This is a genomic window from Burkholderiales bacterium (assembly GCA_036262035.1).
In the GTDB taxonomy this organism is placed as follows: domain Bacteria; phylum Pseudomonadota; class Gammaproteobacteria; order Burkholderiales; family SG8-41; genus JAQGMV01.
Window position 1 is genome coordinate 21,600 of the sequence record DATAJS010000022.1, and the last position, 15,977, is coordinate 37,576.

General features: G+C 67.1%; 19 protein-coding genes. 5 read left to right on the forward strand and 14 right to left on the reverse strand.

Translation table 11 applies throughout. The annotated features are described in order from the left end of the window. The first annotated feature begins 101 nt into the window (after positions 1-101). Positions 102-842 (forward strand): SDR family NAD(P)-dependent oxidoreductase, encoded by a 741-nt coding sequence (locus tag VHP37_23625; GenBank protein ID HEX2829360.1) that lies wholly within the window; start codon positions 102-104, stop codon positions 840-842. Positions 843-903: 61 nt separating this feature from the next. After that, a complete protein-coding gene (locus VHP37_23630; GenBank protein ID HEX2829361.1) occupies positions 904-1,377 on the forward strand; it encodes a putative molybdenum carrier protein in 474 nt (157 codons plus the stop codon). Here the strand turns inward: VHP37_23630 and VHP37_23635 are convergent. Further along, entirely contained in the window at positions 1,374-1,814 is a 441-nt protein-coding gene (locus VHP37_23635; protein ID HEX2829362.1) for an ester cyclase, read from the reverse strand. The genes VHP37_23630 and VHP37_23635 overlap by 4 nt on opposite strands. Before the next feature lie 103 nt (positions 1,815-1,917). Between VHP37_23635 and VHP37_23640 the strand changes: the two genes are divergently transcribed. Then, positions 1,918-3,033: a toll/interleukin-1 receptor domain-containing protein gene (locus tag VHP37_23640; protein HEX2829363.1), complete on the forward strand. Its 1,116-nt coding sequence runs from the start codon at positions 1,918-1,920 to the stop codon at positions 3,031-3,033. A gap of 50 nt (positions 3,034-3,083) precedes the next feature. Here the strand turns inward: VHP37_23640 and VHP37_23645 are convergent, their stop codons facing one another. The 3 genes from VHP37_23645 to VHP37_23655 are packed head-to-tail and all read right to left on the reverse strand — an operon-like array spanning position 3,084 to position 4,681. Next, the gene (locus VHP37_23645) at positions 3,084-3,365 is read right to left on the reverse strand and encodes an addiction module antidote protein (protein ID HEX2829364.1); all 282 of its coding nucleotides are present in this window, start codon (positions 3,363-3,365) and stop codon (positions 3,084-3,086) included. Between the two features lie 2 nt (positions 3,366-3,367). Then, on the reverse strand, positions 3,368-3,694 hold the full coding sequence (locus VHP37_23650) for a type II toxin-antitoxin system RelE/ParE family toxin (GenBank protein HEX2829365.1): 327 nt from the start codon (positions 3,692-3,694) through the stop codon (positions 3,368-3,370). A gap of 21 nt (positions 3,695-3,715) precedes the next feature. Then, the gene (locus VHP37_23655; protein HEX2829366.1) at positions 3,716-4,681 is read right to left on the reverse strand and encodes a tripartite tricarboxylate transporter substrate-binding protein; all 966 of its coding nucleotides are present in this window, start codon (positions 4,679-4,681) and stop codon (positions 3,716-3,718) included. A 76-nt stretch (positions 4,682-4,757) separates the two neighbouring features. Here VHP37_23655 and VHP37_23660 point away from each other — a divergent pair, with 76 nt between their 5' ends. Continuing rightward, positions 4,758-5,723, forward strand: a complete 966-nt coding sequence (locus tag VHP37_23660; protein ID HEX2829367.1) for a tripartite tricarboxylate transporter substrate binding protein — start codon at positions 4,758-4,760, stop codon at positions 5,721-5,723. A gap of 102 nt (positions 5,724-5,825) precedes the next feature. On the opposite strand, the gene VHP37_23665 is transcribed toward VHP37_23660, so the two are convergent. The 4 genes from VHP37_23665 to VHP37_23680 all read right to left on the reverse strand — a co-directional run bounded on the left by VHP37_23665 (position 5,826) and on the right by VHP37_23680 (position 8,532). Beyond that, positions 5,826-6,308: a cupin domain-containing protein gene (locus tag VHP37_23665; protein ID HEX2829368.1), complete on the reverse strand. Its 483-nt coding sequence runs from the start codon at positions 6,306-6,308 to the stop codon at positions 5,826-5,828. Positions 6,309-6,336: 28 nt separating this feature from the next. Then, a complete protein-coding gene (locus tag VHP37_23670) occupies positions 6,337-7,128 on the reverse strand; it encodes an SDR family oxidoreductase (protein ID HEX2829369.1) in 792 nt (263 codons plus the stop codon). 2 nt (positions 7,129-7,130) lie between these two features. Next, positions 7,131-7,631, reverse strand: a complete 501-nt coding sequence (locus VHP37_23675; GenBank protein HEX2829370.1) for a DUF1993 domain-containing protein — start codon at positions 7,629-7,631, stop codon at positions 7,131-7,133. Between the two features lie 127 nt (positions 7,632-7,758). After that, positions 7,759-8,532, reverse strand: coding sequence for an SDR family oxidoreductase (locus tag VHP37_23680; protein ID HEX2829371.1), 774 nt, complete (start codon positions 8,530-8,532; stop codon positions 7,759-7,761). A gap of 97 nt (positions 8,533-8,629) precedes the next feature. On the opposite strand from VHP37_23680, the gene VHP37_23685 reads away from it, so the two are divergent. After that, complete coding sequence (locus VHP37_23685) at positions 8,630-9,784, forward strand: MFS transporter (protein HEX2829372.1); 1,155 nt, start codon at positions 8,630-8,632, stop codon at positions 9,782-9,784. A 109-nt stretch (positions 9,785-9,893) separates the two neighbouring features. Here VHP37_23685 and VHP37_23690 read toward each other — a convergent pair whose 3' ends face one another. The 6 genes from VHP37_23690 to VHP37_23715 all read right to left on the reverse strand — a co-directional run bounded on the left by VHP37_23690 (position 9,894) and on the right by VHP37_23715 (position 15,968). Next, on the reverse strand, positions 9,894-10,295 hold the full coding sequence (locus tag VHP37_23690; protein ID HEX2829373.1) for a Zn-ribbon domain-containing OB-fold protein: 402 nt from the start codon (positions 10,293-10,295) through the stop codon (positions 9,894-9,896). A 4-nt stretch (positions 10,296-10,299) separates the two neighbouring features. Beyond that, positions 10,300-11,469 carry a thiolase domain-containing protein gene (locus VHP37_23695; protein HEX2829374.1) on the reverse strand — a complete coding sequence of 390 codons (1,170 nt, stop codon included), beginning with the start codon at positions 11,467-11,469 and terminating at the stop codon, positions 10,300-10,302. A 174-nt stretch (positions 11,470-11,643) separates the two neighbouring features. Beyond that, positions 11,644-12,339 carry a heme-binding protein gene (locus VHP37_23700; protein HEX2829375.1) on the reverse strand — a complete coding sequence of 232 codons (696 nt, stop codon included), beginning with the start codon at positions 12,337-12,339 and terminating at the stop codon, positions 11,644-11,646. A 570-nt stretch (positions 12,340-12,909) separates the two neighbouring features. Further along, positions 12,910-13,950: a tripartite tricarboxylate transporter substrate binding protein gene (locus VHP37_23705; protein ID HEX2829376.1), complete on the reverse strand. Its 1,041-nt coding sequence runs from the start codon at positions 13,948-13,950 to the stop codon at positions 12,910-12,912. A gap of 95 nt (positions 13,951-14,045) precedes the next feature. After that, positions 14,046-14,840, reverse strand: a complete 795-nt coding sequence (locus VHP37_23710) for an SDR family oxidoreductase (GenBank protein HEX2829377.1) — start codon at positions 14,838-14,840, stop codon at positions 14,046-14,048. Positions 14,841-15,002: 162 nt separating this feature from the next. Next, positions 15,003-15,968 carry a tripartite tricarboxylate transporter substrate binding protein gene (locus VHP37_23715; protein ID HEX2829378.1) on the reverse strand — a complete coding sequence of 322 codons (966 nt, stop codon included), beginning with the start codon at positions 15,966-15,968 and terminating at the stop codon, positions 15,003-15,005. Positions 15,969-15,977: the final 9 nt, after the last annotated feature.

The window sequence follows — 15,977 nt, forward strand, 5'->3', positions numbered from 1 at the left end:
AACCTTGGTTTCCCTCCGTGGCGTTTACCGCCCGAAGACCCCGAAGGGGCCTCAGGCGGAGGGTTGGGGTGGGGGTGGGTTCAAGCACACTCGGAGACTTGATGGACCTCGGGCTCAAAGGCAAGACCGTACTGATCACCGGCGCCAGCCGCAACATGGGCCGCCTCGCCGCGGTCGCGTACGCGAAGGAAGGCGCCAACCTCGCGATCTGCACGAGCTCGAAGATGGACGAGCTCAAGGCGGTCGCGGACGAAGTGCGCGCGCTCGGCGCGAAGGTGCACGCCGAGCAGTGCGACGTCGCGGACAAGAACGCGGTGAACGCGTTCGTGAAGAATGCGGCGAGCGAGCTCGGCTCCATCCACGTCGCGCTCAACAATGCGGTGTATCGCGGCACCGAAGCGCCGTTCCTCGAAGAGGCCGACGACGCGTGGGAGAAGAACATCGCGGTCAACCTGACCGGCCCGCGCAACATCTGCCGGGCGGTGCTGCCGTACATGATCAAGCAGCGCTGGGGCCGCATCATCAACTTCTCGGGCATCTCGCCCATGCTCGGCACGAGCACGACCAAGGGCATGTCCAAGCTCGGCATCGTCGGCCTCACGCGCGGCATGGCGCGCGAGTACGGCGAGCACGAGATCACCGCCAACTGCATCGGGCCCGGCACGATCGAAGTCGAGCGCGACGCGTTCCAGAAAGCCAAGGGCCTGAAGCCCATGCAGCCCATCCGCCGCCTCGGCAAGCCGCAGGAAGTGGTGTCGCTGCTGTTGTATCTGTCGAGCGTGGACGCCGGTTTCATCACCGGCCAGTGCTATCTCGTCAACGGCGGGATGTACTTCTCGTAAACACACCTTCCCTTCCCCTCGGGGGGAGGGTTAGGGTGGGGGTGGTTCTCGCTCGTTCGCCATGCTCCTCAAAATCATCTCCGGCGGCCAGACCGGCGTCGATCGCGGCGCGCTCGATGCCGCGCTGGCCGCGGGCTTCCCGTGCGGCGGCTCGTGTCCCAAGGGCCGAAAGGCCGAAGACGGGCCGATCGACGCGCGCTATCCGCTGACCGAGATGCCGACGGCGGAGTATCGTCCCCGCACGCGCCGCAACGTCGCCGACGCCGACGGCACGCTCATCCTGTTCTGGCGCGAGCCGACCGGCGGCACGCGCGAAACCATGCTCATCGCCGAAGAGCTCGGCAAGCCGGTGCTCACGCTCGACCTCGCGGCCAAGCCGGTCGAGATCGCTGCGGTCGAGGCGGCGGCTTTCGTCGACGTCAACTCGATTTCCACGCTCAACGTCGCGGGACCGCGCGAGAGCACGCACGCGGGCGCCGCGGCCGCGGCCCGCGAGGTCGTTTCGGAAATGCTGAAGCGCGCCGGAAAGCCCTAAGCCGCGCGCACCAGCCCGAGCTGTTTCAGCATCGAAAGGTCGTCGCGCACCGCCGAGTGCTCGGCGATCTCGTCCCCGCGCACGACGAAGCTGTGGAACTGCAGCACGTCGATTGTGCGGCCGGTCGGCGCGACGCCCGTCAGCATGCCGCCGAACGCTTCGGGCAGCGCCGCCGGCTCGCCGCGATGCGTTCCGGTCATCTTCACCTTGCACACGATGCGCTCGCCCTCGGCGGTCGCCTCGAGGATCTCGTAGTGGAAGTCCGGAAAGGTGGAGAACAAGGCCTCGAACACCTTCCGCATGCCGTCCCGCCCGACGGTGCGGCCGTGATTCTTCGCGTCCTGCGCGTAGAACGCCGCCGCGGCCTGCGCGTCCCGGCGGTTGATGCCTTCGGCGTAAAGACGCCCGATCAGGCGGTTGAGACGCTCCGAGGTCATAGGTCATAGGGGCGGCGGGGAGACGTTCGCATCATATCGCCCCGGCGCTCATAATCGAACACCGGATGCCGTCGGGATTGCGCTTGGAGACCGCGAGGCGGGAATGAGCGACATCTTCATCAGCTATGCGAGCGCGGACCGCGAACGGGCGATGGTCATCGCCCAGGCGCTGGGGGCGCGCGGCTGGTCGGTGTGGTGGGACCGCGTGATCCCGCCCGGCCGCGAGTTCGACGAGGTCATCGAGGAGGCGCTCGACGCGTCGCGCTGCGTGGTCGTGCTGTGGTCGCAGGCGTCGATCGCGTCGCGCTGGGTCAAGGCCGAGGCGGCCGAAGCGATGAGCCGCAAGGCGCTGATACCCGCGGTGATCGAGCCGGTGCGGATACCGCTCGAGTTCAGGCGTCTGCAGGCGGCGGACCTTTCGCAGTGGGACGGCACGCCGAACGACCCGGCGCTCGACGAGTTCTTCGGCTACGTCGAGGCGACGCTGGGCAGCGCACCTCAGCCGGATGCGCCGCGCCGTCGCGAGCCGTTGCCTCGCTCCCGCAAGCCGCGCAAGCTCGGGGGCGCGCTGGTCGGCGCCGGGGTGATCGCCGTGGTCGCTGCGCTCGCCGGCGGCTTGTACTCGCAATACTCGCGCAATGCCGAGCTCGAGCGCGCGGAGCGGCGGCGCGCCGAGCAGGAAGCCGACCGCGCGGCACGGGACGAAGCCGATCGGGCGCGGCGTGCGGAGGACGAGCGCCGCGCGGCCAGCGATCGCAAAGCGGCGGACGATCGCCGCGCTGCCGAGGAGCGGCGTGCTGCCGAAGAGCGCCGGGCAGCCGAAGCGCGCGCGCGGCGCGAGGCGTCGACTCCGACCACGACGTCGCGACCGCAGACCGAGTCGGCACAGTCGGTGCCTGCGTCGGGCCGGATGAACGTGTCCTGGCGCGATCACGCGCTCGGTTTCCGCGGCACCTTCGCGTGGACCCCTTCGAGCGCGCTGCTGCAGGTGAGCATCTCCGATCTGCGCACCGGGCTTGCGATCGGCAACTACTCGGTGCCCGCGCTGGTGTCGCAGATCGCGCCGACCGACTACGTCGTGTCCGCGCAGTTCGCGGTGCCCGGCGACAGCACGACGCCAGGCCCGCATACGCATTACTCGCGGCTGCTGTTCAAGGCGCAGCGGGACGGCTCGGTGCAGCTCGTCCAGAACTGCCCGCGGCCGGGGGAGTGTTACTGATGGCCGTCAGCCGATGGGGAGCGAATCGCGCGACGGCCGATCGGCGTCTGCTATGCGCTGATCGTGACCTTGACACCGAGGCTATGCAGCACCTTCAGCACCGTGTCGTATCGCGGCTTCGCTCCGGGCGCGAGCGCCTTGTAGAGGCTCTCGCGCCCGAGTCCGCTCTTCTCGGCGATCGCTGCCATGCCCTTCGCCTTTGCGACGTGACCGAGCGCCGCGAGGAAGACGTCGGGGTTCTCGTCTTCGAGCGCCGCCGACAGGTACTCGGCAATGACTTCGTCGTTGTCGAGATACGCGCTCGCGTCGAATTCGGTGACCTTCAGAGGCATCTTCACTCCTGATCCAGTTCGGCGAGCATCTTGTGCGCGCGCGCGATGTCCTTGGCCTGAGTCGACTTGTCGCCGCCGCACAGCAGGAGAATGACGGCGATGCCGCGCCTCGCGAAATAGACACGGTATCCGGCGCCGACGTGCACTCGCATTTCAGTGACGCCCGAGCCGACCGACTTCGCATCGCCGAGATTGCCCAGCCGGGCCGACGCGATGCGGGCGAGGATACGCGCCTTCGCACGTGCGTCGCGGAGGCTTTGCAGCCACCGCGCGAAGACGTCGGTCTGCCCGGACGTCGTACATGACCCACTGTATCCTTTCGGATACAGTGGGTCAACACCGAACGACGTTTATTTCAGATCGCTCCCGGCGGTCTTCACCAGCCCTTTGACTCTTGCGGTCTGCTCCGCGCGGAACTTGTCGAGCTCCTGCCGCGGGGCGCCGATGATCTCGATGCCCAGCGCTTTGAGGTGCTCGCCGAACGCGGGCTCCTTGACCGCTTTCACGATTTCGCTGCTGACCTTCTCCAGGATCGGCGCCGGCGTGCCTTTGGGCGCGACGATGCTGTACCAGCCGAAGAGGTCGTAGCCCGGCACGGTCTCGGAGATCGACGGCACGTCGGGCAGCAGGGACGAGCGCTTCTTGCTCGTGACGCCGATCGCGCGCACGCGTCCGCCGTTGATGAACGCCAGCGATGCGGAGACGACACCGTACGTGAGCTGCACCTCGTTCGCTGCAGCGTCGGTGAGCGCCTGCGCCACGCCTTTGTAAGGCACGTGCAGCATCTTCGTGCCGGTGAGCTGGGTGAACATCAGGCCGCACAGATGCTCGGACGCGCCGGTGCCGGCCGAGCCGTAGCGCAGCTTTCCGGGCTGCTTCTTGGCGAGATCGATGAGCTCGGACACCGACTTCACCGGAAGCTGCGGATTCACCGAGAGCACGAACGGCGTCGAGCCGATCAGCGCGACCGAAGCGAAATCCTTGCCGAGGTCGAACTTGACGTCGTGGAAGACCGACGTGGCGACGAGCAGCTGCGACGTGAGCATCATCCACGTGTAGCCGTCGGGCGCCGCCTGCAGCGTGAGATCGGCGCTGATCACGCCCGCCGCGCCCGGCCTGGAGTCGACCACGACGCGCTGGTTCCACGATTTGTAGAGGCGCTCCGACAGCGCGCGCGAGATGATGTCGGGGCCGGATCCCGGCGCGCTGCCGATGATGAGGCGTATCGGTTTGTCGGGATACGCAGGTTGAGCTGCGTGGACTGCGGTGGTGCCGAGCGCGAGCGCGGCGCCCGCGACGCTGAGTGCGATGCGCATTCCCATCCTCCTCCTCATGTTTGTAGCGCAATGATATATGCTGCTTCGAAACGATAGGAGATGGGGAGGAGAGTCCATGCTTTCGAGTACACGCTGTGCCGCGGCGGCTCTCGCGCTCGCCGCGTCGACGCTCTGTATCGCGGCCGAGCAGTATCCTTCGCGGCCGATCCGCTTCCTCGTGCCCTCGGCGCCCGGCGGCACGCCCGATGTCATCTCGCGCGTGATCGGCGCCGAGCTCGCGAAGCAGATGGGCCAGCAGGTCGTCGTCGACAACCGCGCCGGCGCGAACGGCGGCATCGGTATGTTCCTGCTCGCGCGGGCCAGTCCCGACGGCTACACGATCGGCTACGGGCCGGTGTCGGCGGTCGTGCTCAATCCGGTGTTCACCAAGGTGCAGTACGACCCCGAGAAGGACATCCAGCCGGTCGTGCAGCTCGTGTACGGGATGCACATCCTCACGGTTTCGCCGACGTTGCCGGTCAAATCGGTGCAGGAGCTCATCGATCACGCCAAGGCGAACCCGAACAAGCTCTCGTTCGGGTCGCCCGGCAGCGGCTCGAGCCAGCATCTCGGAATGGAGCTCTTCAAGCTGATGACGGGCGTGCAGATGGTGCACGTGCCGTACAAGGCGATCGCGCTCGCGACGAACGACGTCATGGCCGGGCGTCTTCAGGCCACCTTCGACAACCTCGCTTCGATGCTGCCGCACGTGCGTGCGGGCCGCGTTCGGGGGTTGGGCGTGACGGCGCCCAAGCGCACGCCGGCCGCGCCCGAGCTGCCGAGCATCTCGGAAACGGTGCCCGGCTTCGAGGTGATCACGTGGAGCTCGGTGGTCGTGCCCTCGCGCGTGCCGAAAGCGATCGTCGCGCGGCTCAACGTCGAGGTGAACAAGGCGCTCGCATCAGAGGCCGCGAAGGAGCGGCTCGCGGGCGCGGGCTATGAGCTGCCCGGCGGCTCGGTCGAGCACATCGAGCAGCTCGTCAAAAGCGAGCGGGTGAAGTGGGCGGGAGTGGTGAAGAAGACGGGAGCGAAGCCGGATTAGTGCGCAAGGTCAAGATGGATTCCCGATCGCTACGCGCTACCGCGCGGTCGGGAATGACGGAGAAACGTCATTCCCGCGAAGGCGGGAATCCATTTTGAAGCCTCAGCCGCACTCGGGCTTCGCGTTCGGATCGGGGTGGATGTTATCGACCCAGTGCACTTCCTCGGGCTTCTCGACGACGGGGATGTCGAGGTTCACCACCACCGGCTCCTGCCCGCTCCTCACCAGCACGCACGACAGCGGCTCGTTGTCGTTGGCGTTGATCTCCTGGTGCGGGACGTACGGCGGCACGTAGATGAAATCGCCGGGGCCGGCTTCCGCCGTGAACTCGAGCTTGTCGCCCCAGCGCATGCGCGCCTTGCCGCTGACGACGTAGATCACGCTCTCGACGGGACCGTGGTGGTGCGCGCCGGTCTTCGCCTTGGGGTGGATGACGACCGTGCCCGCCCACAGCTTCTCGGCGCCCATGCGGGCATTGGTGATCGCCGCGGCGCGGTTCATTCCCGGCGTCTGCGGGGTGTTCACGTCGAGGTCGCCACCCTTGACGACACGAACGCCGTGAAATTTCCATTGTGATTCAGCCATAACTACCTCCGGTGACTAGACCGCGAGTCTACATCACGGAGCGCACGAGACCCCCGTCGACGCGCATCGTGGTGCCGGTGATGTAGCTCGACTTGGAGGATGCAAGAAACGCGACCAGGTTCGCGAGCTCTTTCGGCTCGCCGATGCGGCCGAGCGCGGTCTCCGCCGCGCGCTCCTCCAGCGCTTTTTCGAGCGGAACGCCCAGCGATTCGGCGCGCGCCTTGACGTTGGACATCATGCGCTCCGAAAGGATCGACCCCGGACAGACGTTGTTGACGAGGATCCCGTCGCGGCCGACTTCGTCGGCGAGGCTCTTGGCGAACGCGATCACCCCCATGCGCGTCGCGCCCGACAGCGCGAGCTTCGGGATCGGCTGGTATACCGTGCTCGCGAGGATGTTGATGATGCGGCCGCCGCCCGCGCGCTTGAAGTGCGGGATCGCCTCGCGCGACATGCGCGCGAAGAAGAGCAGCGAGCGCTGGACCGCGGTCGCCCACAGCTCCTCGCTCGCGTCCCTGGCGTCGGCGAGCGGCGGTCCGCCCGAGTTGTTCACCAGCACGTCGAGCCGGCCGAAGCGTTTCAGCGTCGCGGCGACGAGCTCGCGGATGGTCTCGGGCTTGTCGAGGTCGCCCGCGAATACCAGCACCTCGACGCCGGTCCCGGCACGGATCTCCTGCGCGGCTTTTTCGAGATCGGCCTGCGAGCGGCTGCAGATCGCGACGTTCACGCCTTCTTCGGCGAGCACCTGCGCGCACGCGCGGCCGAGGCCTTTGCTCGCGCCGCCGACGATCGCCACCTTGCCTTTGAGCATGAGATCCATGGTCAGGAACCCATGAAGTCGCGCTTGCCGATCTCCACGCCGTTGTGGCGCAGGATGTCGTAGGCGGTGGTGCAGTGGAACAGGAAGTTCGGCATCGTGCGGTTGAGCAGCAGCTCGATGCCTTTCATCTGCACGTCGCCGGTCGGGCGCTTCACCGTGACCTCTTTGTCTTCGGTGCCTTCGATCGCCTTCGGATCGACTTCCTTCAGCCAGCCGACGGTCTGCTCGACGCGCCCGATCAGCTCGGCGAGGCTTTTCTCGTGGTTCTCGTACTTCGGCGCCTTCAGGTCGCCGAGCAGCGCCGCGAAGTTGCGCGTGTGGTCGGTCGCGACCTGCACCTGCCCCGCGAAGTTGAACATGTCGGGATAGAAGCGATAACCGAGCAGGGTCGCCTCGTCGTATTTCTTCTCGGCGTACAGCGCCTGCGCTTTCTTCATGCAGCCGGCGAGACCGTTCAGGTGCTTGATGAAGACCGGAATCGAGATCTGATAGAGCGTAATCATTAGATGCCTCCGTTTTTTAGTAGAGCTGTTTGCAGTTCGGTCGGTCAGGAAAGGGAGGTTCACGGAGGGAAACCCGGGTTTCCCTCCGTGGCGCTTATCCGCGCCGTGGCGTAAGTAGCGCTGCGCGCTACTTACGCCACGCGTTGCCGCCGTCGACGCTGATGACGGTGCCGCTCACGTAGGACGATTTCGGCGACGCGAGAAAGACGATCACGTTCGCCACTTCTTCGACCGTCGCCGCGCGGCCGAACGGAAAACCCTTGGTGAGCTCCGGCCAGCGCGCGGCATCGCCGAGCTCCTTCTGCGCGCGGGTCTTCCAGATCTCGACGCCGCGCTCGGTCGCGGTCGAGCCGGGATTGAGGGCGACGACGCGCACGCCGTATTTCGGGCTGTCGGCGCCGAGTGCGCGCGACATCGTGATCAGGCCGGAGTTGGCGATGCTCCCGGCGATGTAGGAAGCGCTGGGGCGCTCGCCCGCGCTGCCGATCACGTTGACGATGACGCCGCTCCTGCGCTCGGTCATGCGGCGGTAGATCTCGCGCGTGAGGTTGATGTAGCCGAAGAGCTTGAGCTCCCAGCCCTGCCGCCACGTCTTCTCGTCGAGGTCGGTGATCGAGCCCTGCGGGATGGCGCCGGCGTTGTTGATCAGGATGTCGACGTCGCCGACGGCGTTCGCGAGACGGGCGATGTTCTCCGACACCGCGAGGTCGAGCGGATGACACGTCACCTTGACGCCGCTCGAGCCGGCGAGCTTCCTGCGCGCCTCTTCCAGAGCGCCCTCGCTGCGCGCGGCGAGGTGCAGGTTGCAGCCTTCCTGCGCGAGGATCTCGGCACAGCCCAGGCCGATGCCCTTGGACGCGCCGGTGACGAGAGCGGTCTTGCCTTTGAGCTGCAGGTCCATGTTTCCTCCGTGGTGGCCGTGGAACCGGGCGCCGGGCCCACATTTCGCGTGACCCGCTAGCCGCATCCTTTCACGCCATGCTATATCCGTACGGCAGATGACCACAAACGCACGGCGCCAGGCGCTGTATCTCACCTTCGCGCTGATGATGTTCGGCTTCGTCAGCATCAGCTCCGCGCGCGTCGCGCTGTCGCTCTACGCGCTCGACCTGGGCGCGTCGCCGGCCAAGGTCGGCATGGTGGTCGCCACGCTCTATATCTTCCCGCTGCTCATCTCGTGGCCGATCGGCCGCTACGGCGACCGCGTCGGCTCGCGCTGGCTGCTCCTGGCGGGCGCGGTGTGCGGGATAATCGCGATGTCGCTGCCGTATTTCGTTCGCGACGTCGGCGCGATGTACGCCTCGGGCACGATCCTGGGGGTGTCGTTCGCGATCTACAACGTGCTGCTCCAGAACGTCGTCGGCATCATCAGCGCCCCGGAGGAGCGCGCGCGCAACTTCAGCAACGCCAGCCTGATCGGGGCGACCAGCGCGCTGTCCGGACCGCTGATGGCGGGCCTCGCGATCGATCACACCGGTCATGCGACGGCGTGTCTGCTGCTCGGCATCCTGTCGATCGTCGTCGCCTTGCTGGTCCTGTTGCGCGGCAAGGTGCTGCCGTCGGGCACGCGTCCGCCGGATGCGGTCAGCGGCGGGATCCGCGCGGCATTGGGCGACCGCGCGATGCTGCGCATCCTCGCCACCAGCAGCCTCGTGCAGCTCGGCCAGGATCTCTACCAGTTCTACATCCCGGTGTACGGCCACGGCATCGGCCTGTCGGCGTCGGCGATCGGCGGGGTGCTCGCGAACTTCGCCGCGGCGTCGTTCGTGGTGCGCTTCCTCATGCCGAAGCTCGTCGCCAGGCTGGGCGAGCAGCGCGTGCTCGGCATCTCGTTCTATCTCGCCGCGGCCGGTTTCGCGCTGATGCCGTTCTTCTCCAACGTCGCCGCGCTGTGCGCGCTGTCGTTCATGTTCGGCCTCGGGATGGGCTGCGGGCAGCCGATCACGACCATGCTGATCTTCAGCCGCTCGGCCGAAGGGCGCTCGGGCGAGACGCTCGGGCTGCGTCAGACGGTGAACAACGTGCTGCGGGTGAGCGGGCCGGCGCTGTTCGGGCTGGTGGCTACAGGGTTCGGGCTGCCGCCGGTGTTCTGGCTGTCGGGGCTGATGATGGCCGGGGGCGGGTGGCTGACGCGGGAGAAGCGCCGGGGCTGACCGGCGCTGTCATTGCGAGGAGCGATAGCGACGAACCAATCCCGTTACGAACGCCAAACGTGCGCCACGAGATCGCGTCGTCGCCTTCGGCTCCTCGCGATGACGGCTATTACACGGGCACGAACACCGGCACCGACGACCCGTTCTCGGTCTTCTTGAACGACACCTTCACCTTCTGGCCGCAGCGGATAGCGTCGAGGTCGCAGTCGACGATGTTGGTCATCATGCGCGGCCCTTCGTCGAGGGTGACGTAGCCGATGCAATACGGCGTCGGCGCGCCGCGGCGGGTCACGCTGAAAGTGTAGATCTCGCCGGTGCCTTTGGCCTCGACCCATTCCACCTTGTCGCTGAAGCAGTTCGGGCACAGCGCGCGCGGGTAGTGGTGATGCTGGCCGCAGTCGTTGCACTTCTTGAGCAGCAGCTTGCCCTGCGCGGCGGCTTCGAAATAGCGCTCGTCGCCGGGGTTGACCGCCGGGTCGCGCATCTTGCGGTCCTGATGTGGGGTGGCCATGTGCTTACTCCCTTTCCATGATGAGCGTGGCGCTGCCGTGACGGTGTCCGAGCGCGCCGCCGGTGCCGTGCGCGAGCGCGAGCGTGCAGTTGGGGACCTGCACCTTCGGATGCGACTCGCCGCGAAGCTGCCGCACCGCTTCGATGATCTTGGTCATGCCGCCGCGGTTGGCGGGGTGGTTGTTGCAGAGACCGCCGCCGTCGGTGTTGAACGGCAGCTTGCCGGTGCCGGAGATCAGGTTGCCGTCGGCGACGAACTTGCCGCCTTCGCCTTTCTTGCAGAAGCCGAGGTCCTCGATCTGCATCACCACGGTGATCGTGAAGCTGTCGTAGATCGACGCGTACTGGATGTCGGACGGTTTGATGCCCGCTTCCTCGAAGGCGCGGGGGCCGGTCCACGCCGCACCGGAATACGTGAGGTCGACGTTGCCGCCCATCTGCCCCTTGGTGCTTTCGCCTGCGCCGATCAGCTTCACCAGCGGACGCTTCAGGCTCCTGGCGATCTCGGGCTTGGCCACGATCACCGCGCCGCCGCCGTCGCTCACGACGCAGCAGTCGAGGCGGTGCAGCGGGTCGGAGATCATCGGCGAGTTGACGACCTGCTCGACCGTGACCACGTCCCTCAGCATCGCGTTCGGGTTGTACTGCGCGTGGTGCGAGGCCGCGACCTTCACCCACGCGAGCTGCTCGCTCGTCGTGCCGTACTCGTACATGTGGCGCATCGCGCACATCGCGTAGAGGTTCACCGTCACCGGCGAATACGGCATCTCGAAGGGCGCGTCGGGGAGGTTCACCCCGCGGTCGCGCACCTGCGTGCCCGAGCTGCCTTCGGAGTTCGGACGGCCCGCGAGCGTCACGAGCGCGACGTTGCACTTGCCCGCGGCGATCGCTTCGGCGGCGTGCGCGACGTGCACCAGATACGAGCAGCCGCCCATGTCGGTCGAGTCCACATGGCGAAGCTGCTTCAGGTTCATGTAGTTCGCCATGCTCCAGATGTTCGCGCCCGGCGCGTCGCCGGCGCAGAAGTAGCCGTCGATGTCGTTCTTGGTGAGCCCGGCGTCTTCGAGCGCGCCCTTGGCGACTTCGGCGTGCAACTGCGCGACGGAATGGTTCGGCGCCTTGCGCAGCGGATGCTCGTACGCGCCGACGATGTAGGCCTTGCCTTTGATGGTCATGTTCCTCGCTCCCAGGGAAGCACGCGCCGGCGGTGAGAGTTGTGGTTCTGCCGCGTGCGGTGCGGGAGGCTAGTGTAGCGCAGAGGTTCCGGGTCCGACCCCGGCGTCTTCGGGGTCGGACCCGGCGCGCTCGACCGCATCGTGAAGCAAGATCGCCGAGCGCTCAGGCCGCCTTCAGATCGAGCCGGGCGGGATGTCCTGCGGGAAGCAGTGCGGATGCTTGAAGCCGTTCGGCGGCTCGGCCGGCGCGAGATAGTCGATGTTGTCGGTGCCGCCGAAGCCCACGCCCGCGGGGATGGCGTCGAGACCCGCCGCGCGGCGCATGCGATACGCGATCACGTGATCGGCGCACGCGCTGTCACCGCTGAGCCCCAGGCCGCCGATCACTTTGCCGCCCATGTAGAGCGGCACGCCGCCGCCAAACGTGATCACCCCGCCCGGCACCTTGTTGATGCCGCTGCCCTGCGGCTGGAACTCCGGATTGAACGGGTTGGAGTTGTTGAGCCCGAACAGCGAGCCGCCGGGCTGCACCGCCGAATAGAGGTTCGCGGTCGACAACGCCAGCGCGTCGTTGCTGAAGCCGTTCGCGGTGGTCGCTTTGGCGATCGCGATCGAGCGGCTGCCCGGCCAGGCGTCGCCGATCACGATGACCGAGCACAGCCGATCCTTGCGGTCGACGATCGCCGACCACATGCGGTTCGGCGCGAAGATGCCGCCGTTGTTCATGGCCACCGTCGGCGCGAGCTTGCTCTGCAGTTGAGCCACCACCTTGCCCGGTATGTCGCAGGCGCCGCCGCCGTTGTCATTGTCGGCGAACGCGGGGAAAGACGCGGTCATCGCGAGCGCGTAGACCCAGGTTTTCGCTTTCATCGTAAGGCCCCTTCCTTTGGATTCATTCGTTGAAGGCAGGAGGAGACGCGATTACGTGGTTTGCCGGTCCCCTCCGTGAGAGAAGTGCCCAGCGGCGGGTTGCGCCGGCATCCCGAGCGCTCCCCGCAAAAGACTGTGCGCGTGCGGCCGCGCCGGTGTCAAAGCGCCGCGCGATATGCGTCCATCATGTCAGGCCGAGCCACGCGCCGAGCGCGAGCACGGCCAGGCACGGCGACAGGGACGGGAGCTGCGAAGCATCGGGCAATGCATGGCCGTACCCCCTCGCTGGTGCGGCCGCAAATCTCACGAATTGATAGATTTGACCCGTCTTCGGGGCGGTTGCTACATTCCGCCCCCGCACGAGAACAGCCGCCGCCGCGCCGCCACGAACGAAGATGAACCTCGAATACCTGCTCACATCCCGCCGCGTGTCGGCGTTCGCGTGGTTCCTGCTCGCGGCGTTCTGCCTGGCGACGTTCGTGTTCGCGATGCGCTGATCAAGAGGGGGAGGCGGCGATAGGGTCCGACCCCGGCTTCCAGGGGGTCGGACCCTGGTTCGCGCAGTCCGATTCATTCCAGTTTCAGCCCGATCGCCCTGATCACCTTGTTGTAGCGCGCGGTCTCCGCGCGGAGGTGCTCGGCCAGTTCCTGCGGGGTGCTGCCGATCGGCTCGGAGCCGTCGGCGGAGAGGCGGTCGCGCATCTCCTGGCTGCGGGCGATCTCCGCGACCTCGCGGTAGACGCGATCGACGATCGCGGGCGAGGTCTTGACCGGCGCGAGCAGCGCCTGCCAGCTTCCGGTCTGGTAACCGGGAAGCCCCGACTCCATCGCGGTCGGGACGTCCGGCAGGTAAGGCGCGCGTTTGGCGCCGGTGGTCGCGATCGCGCGCACGCGGCCGCTGCGCACGAGCGGCATCGCCGACGGCGGGCTGGCGAACATCATCTCCACCTGCCCCGCCGCGAGGTCGACCAGCGCGGCCGGCGCGCCCTTGTACGCGACGTGGATCACGTTGATGCCGGCCATGGCCTTGAAGAGCTCACCCGCGAGGTGCGTCGCGGCGGCCGTGCCCGAGGAGGCGAAGTGGAGCTTGCCCGGCCGCTGCTTGGCGAGCGCGATGAGCTCGGCGATGGTCTTCGCCGGGAGCTGCGGGGGTACCACGACCACCGCCGCGCTCATGCCGAGGAGCGAGATCGGCGCGAAATCGCGGATCGGATCGAACGGCAGCTTGGCGTGCAGGCTGGGATTGATCGCGTGCTGCGTCGGCGCGACGAGCAGCGTGTAGCCGTCGGCCGGCGCATGCGCCACGATCTCGGTGGCGATGATGCCGCCGGCGCCGGGGCGATTGTCGACGACGATCTGCTTGCCGACGCGCTCGGACAGGCGCTGCGCGTAGTTGCGCGAGACGAAGTCGGCGTTGCCGCCGACCGACTGCGCGACGACGAGGCGGATGGGACGGGTGGGGTAGGTTTGTCCGTACGCTGCGTGACATAACGCCACCAGCGTCATCCCCGCGCAGGTGACGCCCAGCGTCATTCCCGCGACGGCGACGCGCCGCGTCATTCCCGCGAAGGTGACGCGCAGCGTCATTCCCGCGAAGGTGAAGCGCGTCATTCCCGCGAAGGCGGGAACCCATTTTGACTTGGAGGCCCTGAAAATGGATTCCCGATCGCACACGCTATCGTGCGTCGGGAATGACGCGTTGTGGGTCACCATAGCGACTTCAGCCTCCCCCCATCCAGATTGAGCGAAATACCCGTGATATAGCTCGCGCGCTCCGAGCACAGGAACACGATCGCGTTCGCGAGCTCCTCGGGCTTGCCGAAGCGGTTGAGCGAGTTCTTGCGCGCCGCCTGGCGCCGCGCCTCCTCCTCGGTCTGGGCGCCGAGCTCCTGCGCGAGCCCCTGCGCGTTGCGCCGCCACAGGTTGGTGTCGACCCAGCCCGGGCAGACCGCGTTGACGAGCACGTTGTCCTCGCCGAACTCGGTGGAGAGCGACTTGGTGATGTTGAGGAGACCGCTGTTGGTGATGCCGCTGCCGAACATGTAGGGGTCGGGCTCCTTGCCCGCGCCGCCGATCATGTTGACGATGCGGCCCCAGCGCTGCGCGCGCATCTGCGGGTAGACCAGCCGGATCGCGCGCAGAAAGCCGAAGAGCTTGGTCTCGAGCTGTTCCTTGAGGCCTTCGTCGGTCATCACCGCGAAGCGGCCGGAATACATCTGTCCCGCGTTGTTGACCAGGATGTCGACGGTGCCGAAGCGTTCCTTCGCCGCGGCGACGAGGCGCTCGATGTCGGCGGGCCTGGTCATGTCGGCGACGGTCGCGTGGATCTCGCCGCCGGTCTGTTTCGCCAGCTCGTCGCGCGCCTGCGCCAGCGTGTCTTCCTTGCGGCCGCAGATCATCACCCGGACACCTTCCTCGAGAAACTGCCGCGCGGTCTCACGTCCGATCCCTCGGCTACCGCCGGTGACGATCGCTGCTCTTCCCTTTATGCCCAGATCCATCGCTGCTCCCTTAATGCGAAAAAGCTTGAACCGCAAAGGACGCAAAGGACGCAAAGGTTTACGGCGGCTGGCGTGCACTCGAGCACGATGCTTTGCGGCAGCCGGTACCGCATGCCTTTGGTTTTCCTTTGCGTCCTTTGCGTCCTTGGCGGTCGATTGCTTTTATTCGACCTTCACGCCCGAGGCTTTGACTACCTCGCCCCAGTCCCTGGTGTCCTTCGTGAGGAACGCGCCGAACTGTTCGGACGTCATCGTCCCGGGCGTCGCCGAGACGTTGGCGAGCATCTCCTTCACTTTCGGCTGCTCGAGCGCGACGAGGGTTTCGTCGTGCAGGCGCTTGACGATCGCGCGCTGCGTGCCTCTGGGCGCCCACAGGCCCGAGTACAGGCCGAGGTCGTAGCCGTTGAGCGTCTCGGCGATGGCCGGCACTTCGGGTATCTGCGAGGAGCGCTTGGGGAACGACACCGCGAGCAACACCAGCCGGCCGGTCCTGGCGTGAGGCAGCGCGGCGGGCAACGTCGAGAACGACACCGAGGTCTCGCCGCTGATCACCGACGCCGCGGCCGGCACGCTGCCTTTGAACGGCACGTGGGTGAGCTCGATGCCGCCCATGCGCTCGAGCCTCACCGCGCCGAGGTGAGTGATCGAGCCGGCCCCCGAGGAGGCGTAGTTGATCGCCTTCGGTTTCGATTTCGCGAGCGCGATCAGCTGCGCCACGGTCTTCACGTTGAGCGAGGGATTCGCGATCAGCACCATCGGCGAGCCCGCCACCAGGCCGATCGGCTCGAAGTCCTTCAGCGTGTCGTACGGCAGGGTGCGGTACAGCGAGTGGGCGATGCAGTGGCTCGCGACGTCGTGCATGAGGAGCGTGTGGCCGTCCGGCGCGGCCTTGGCGACGATCGCCGCGCCCAGCGTTCCCGCGGCGCCGGGGCGGTTGTCGATGACGATCGGCTGCCCCAGCGCTTCGGCGTAGTGCACGCTGACCGCGCGCCCGATGACGTCGGTGATGCCGCCCGCGGGCCACGGGATGACGATGCGCACCGGCCGCGTCGGGTAGGATTGAGCGGCTGTTTCGAACGCGAAGGACGACAGGCATGCGATGGCGGCTGCGATGACGCTTCTCATCATGGCGCTCCT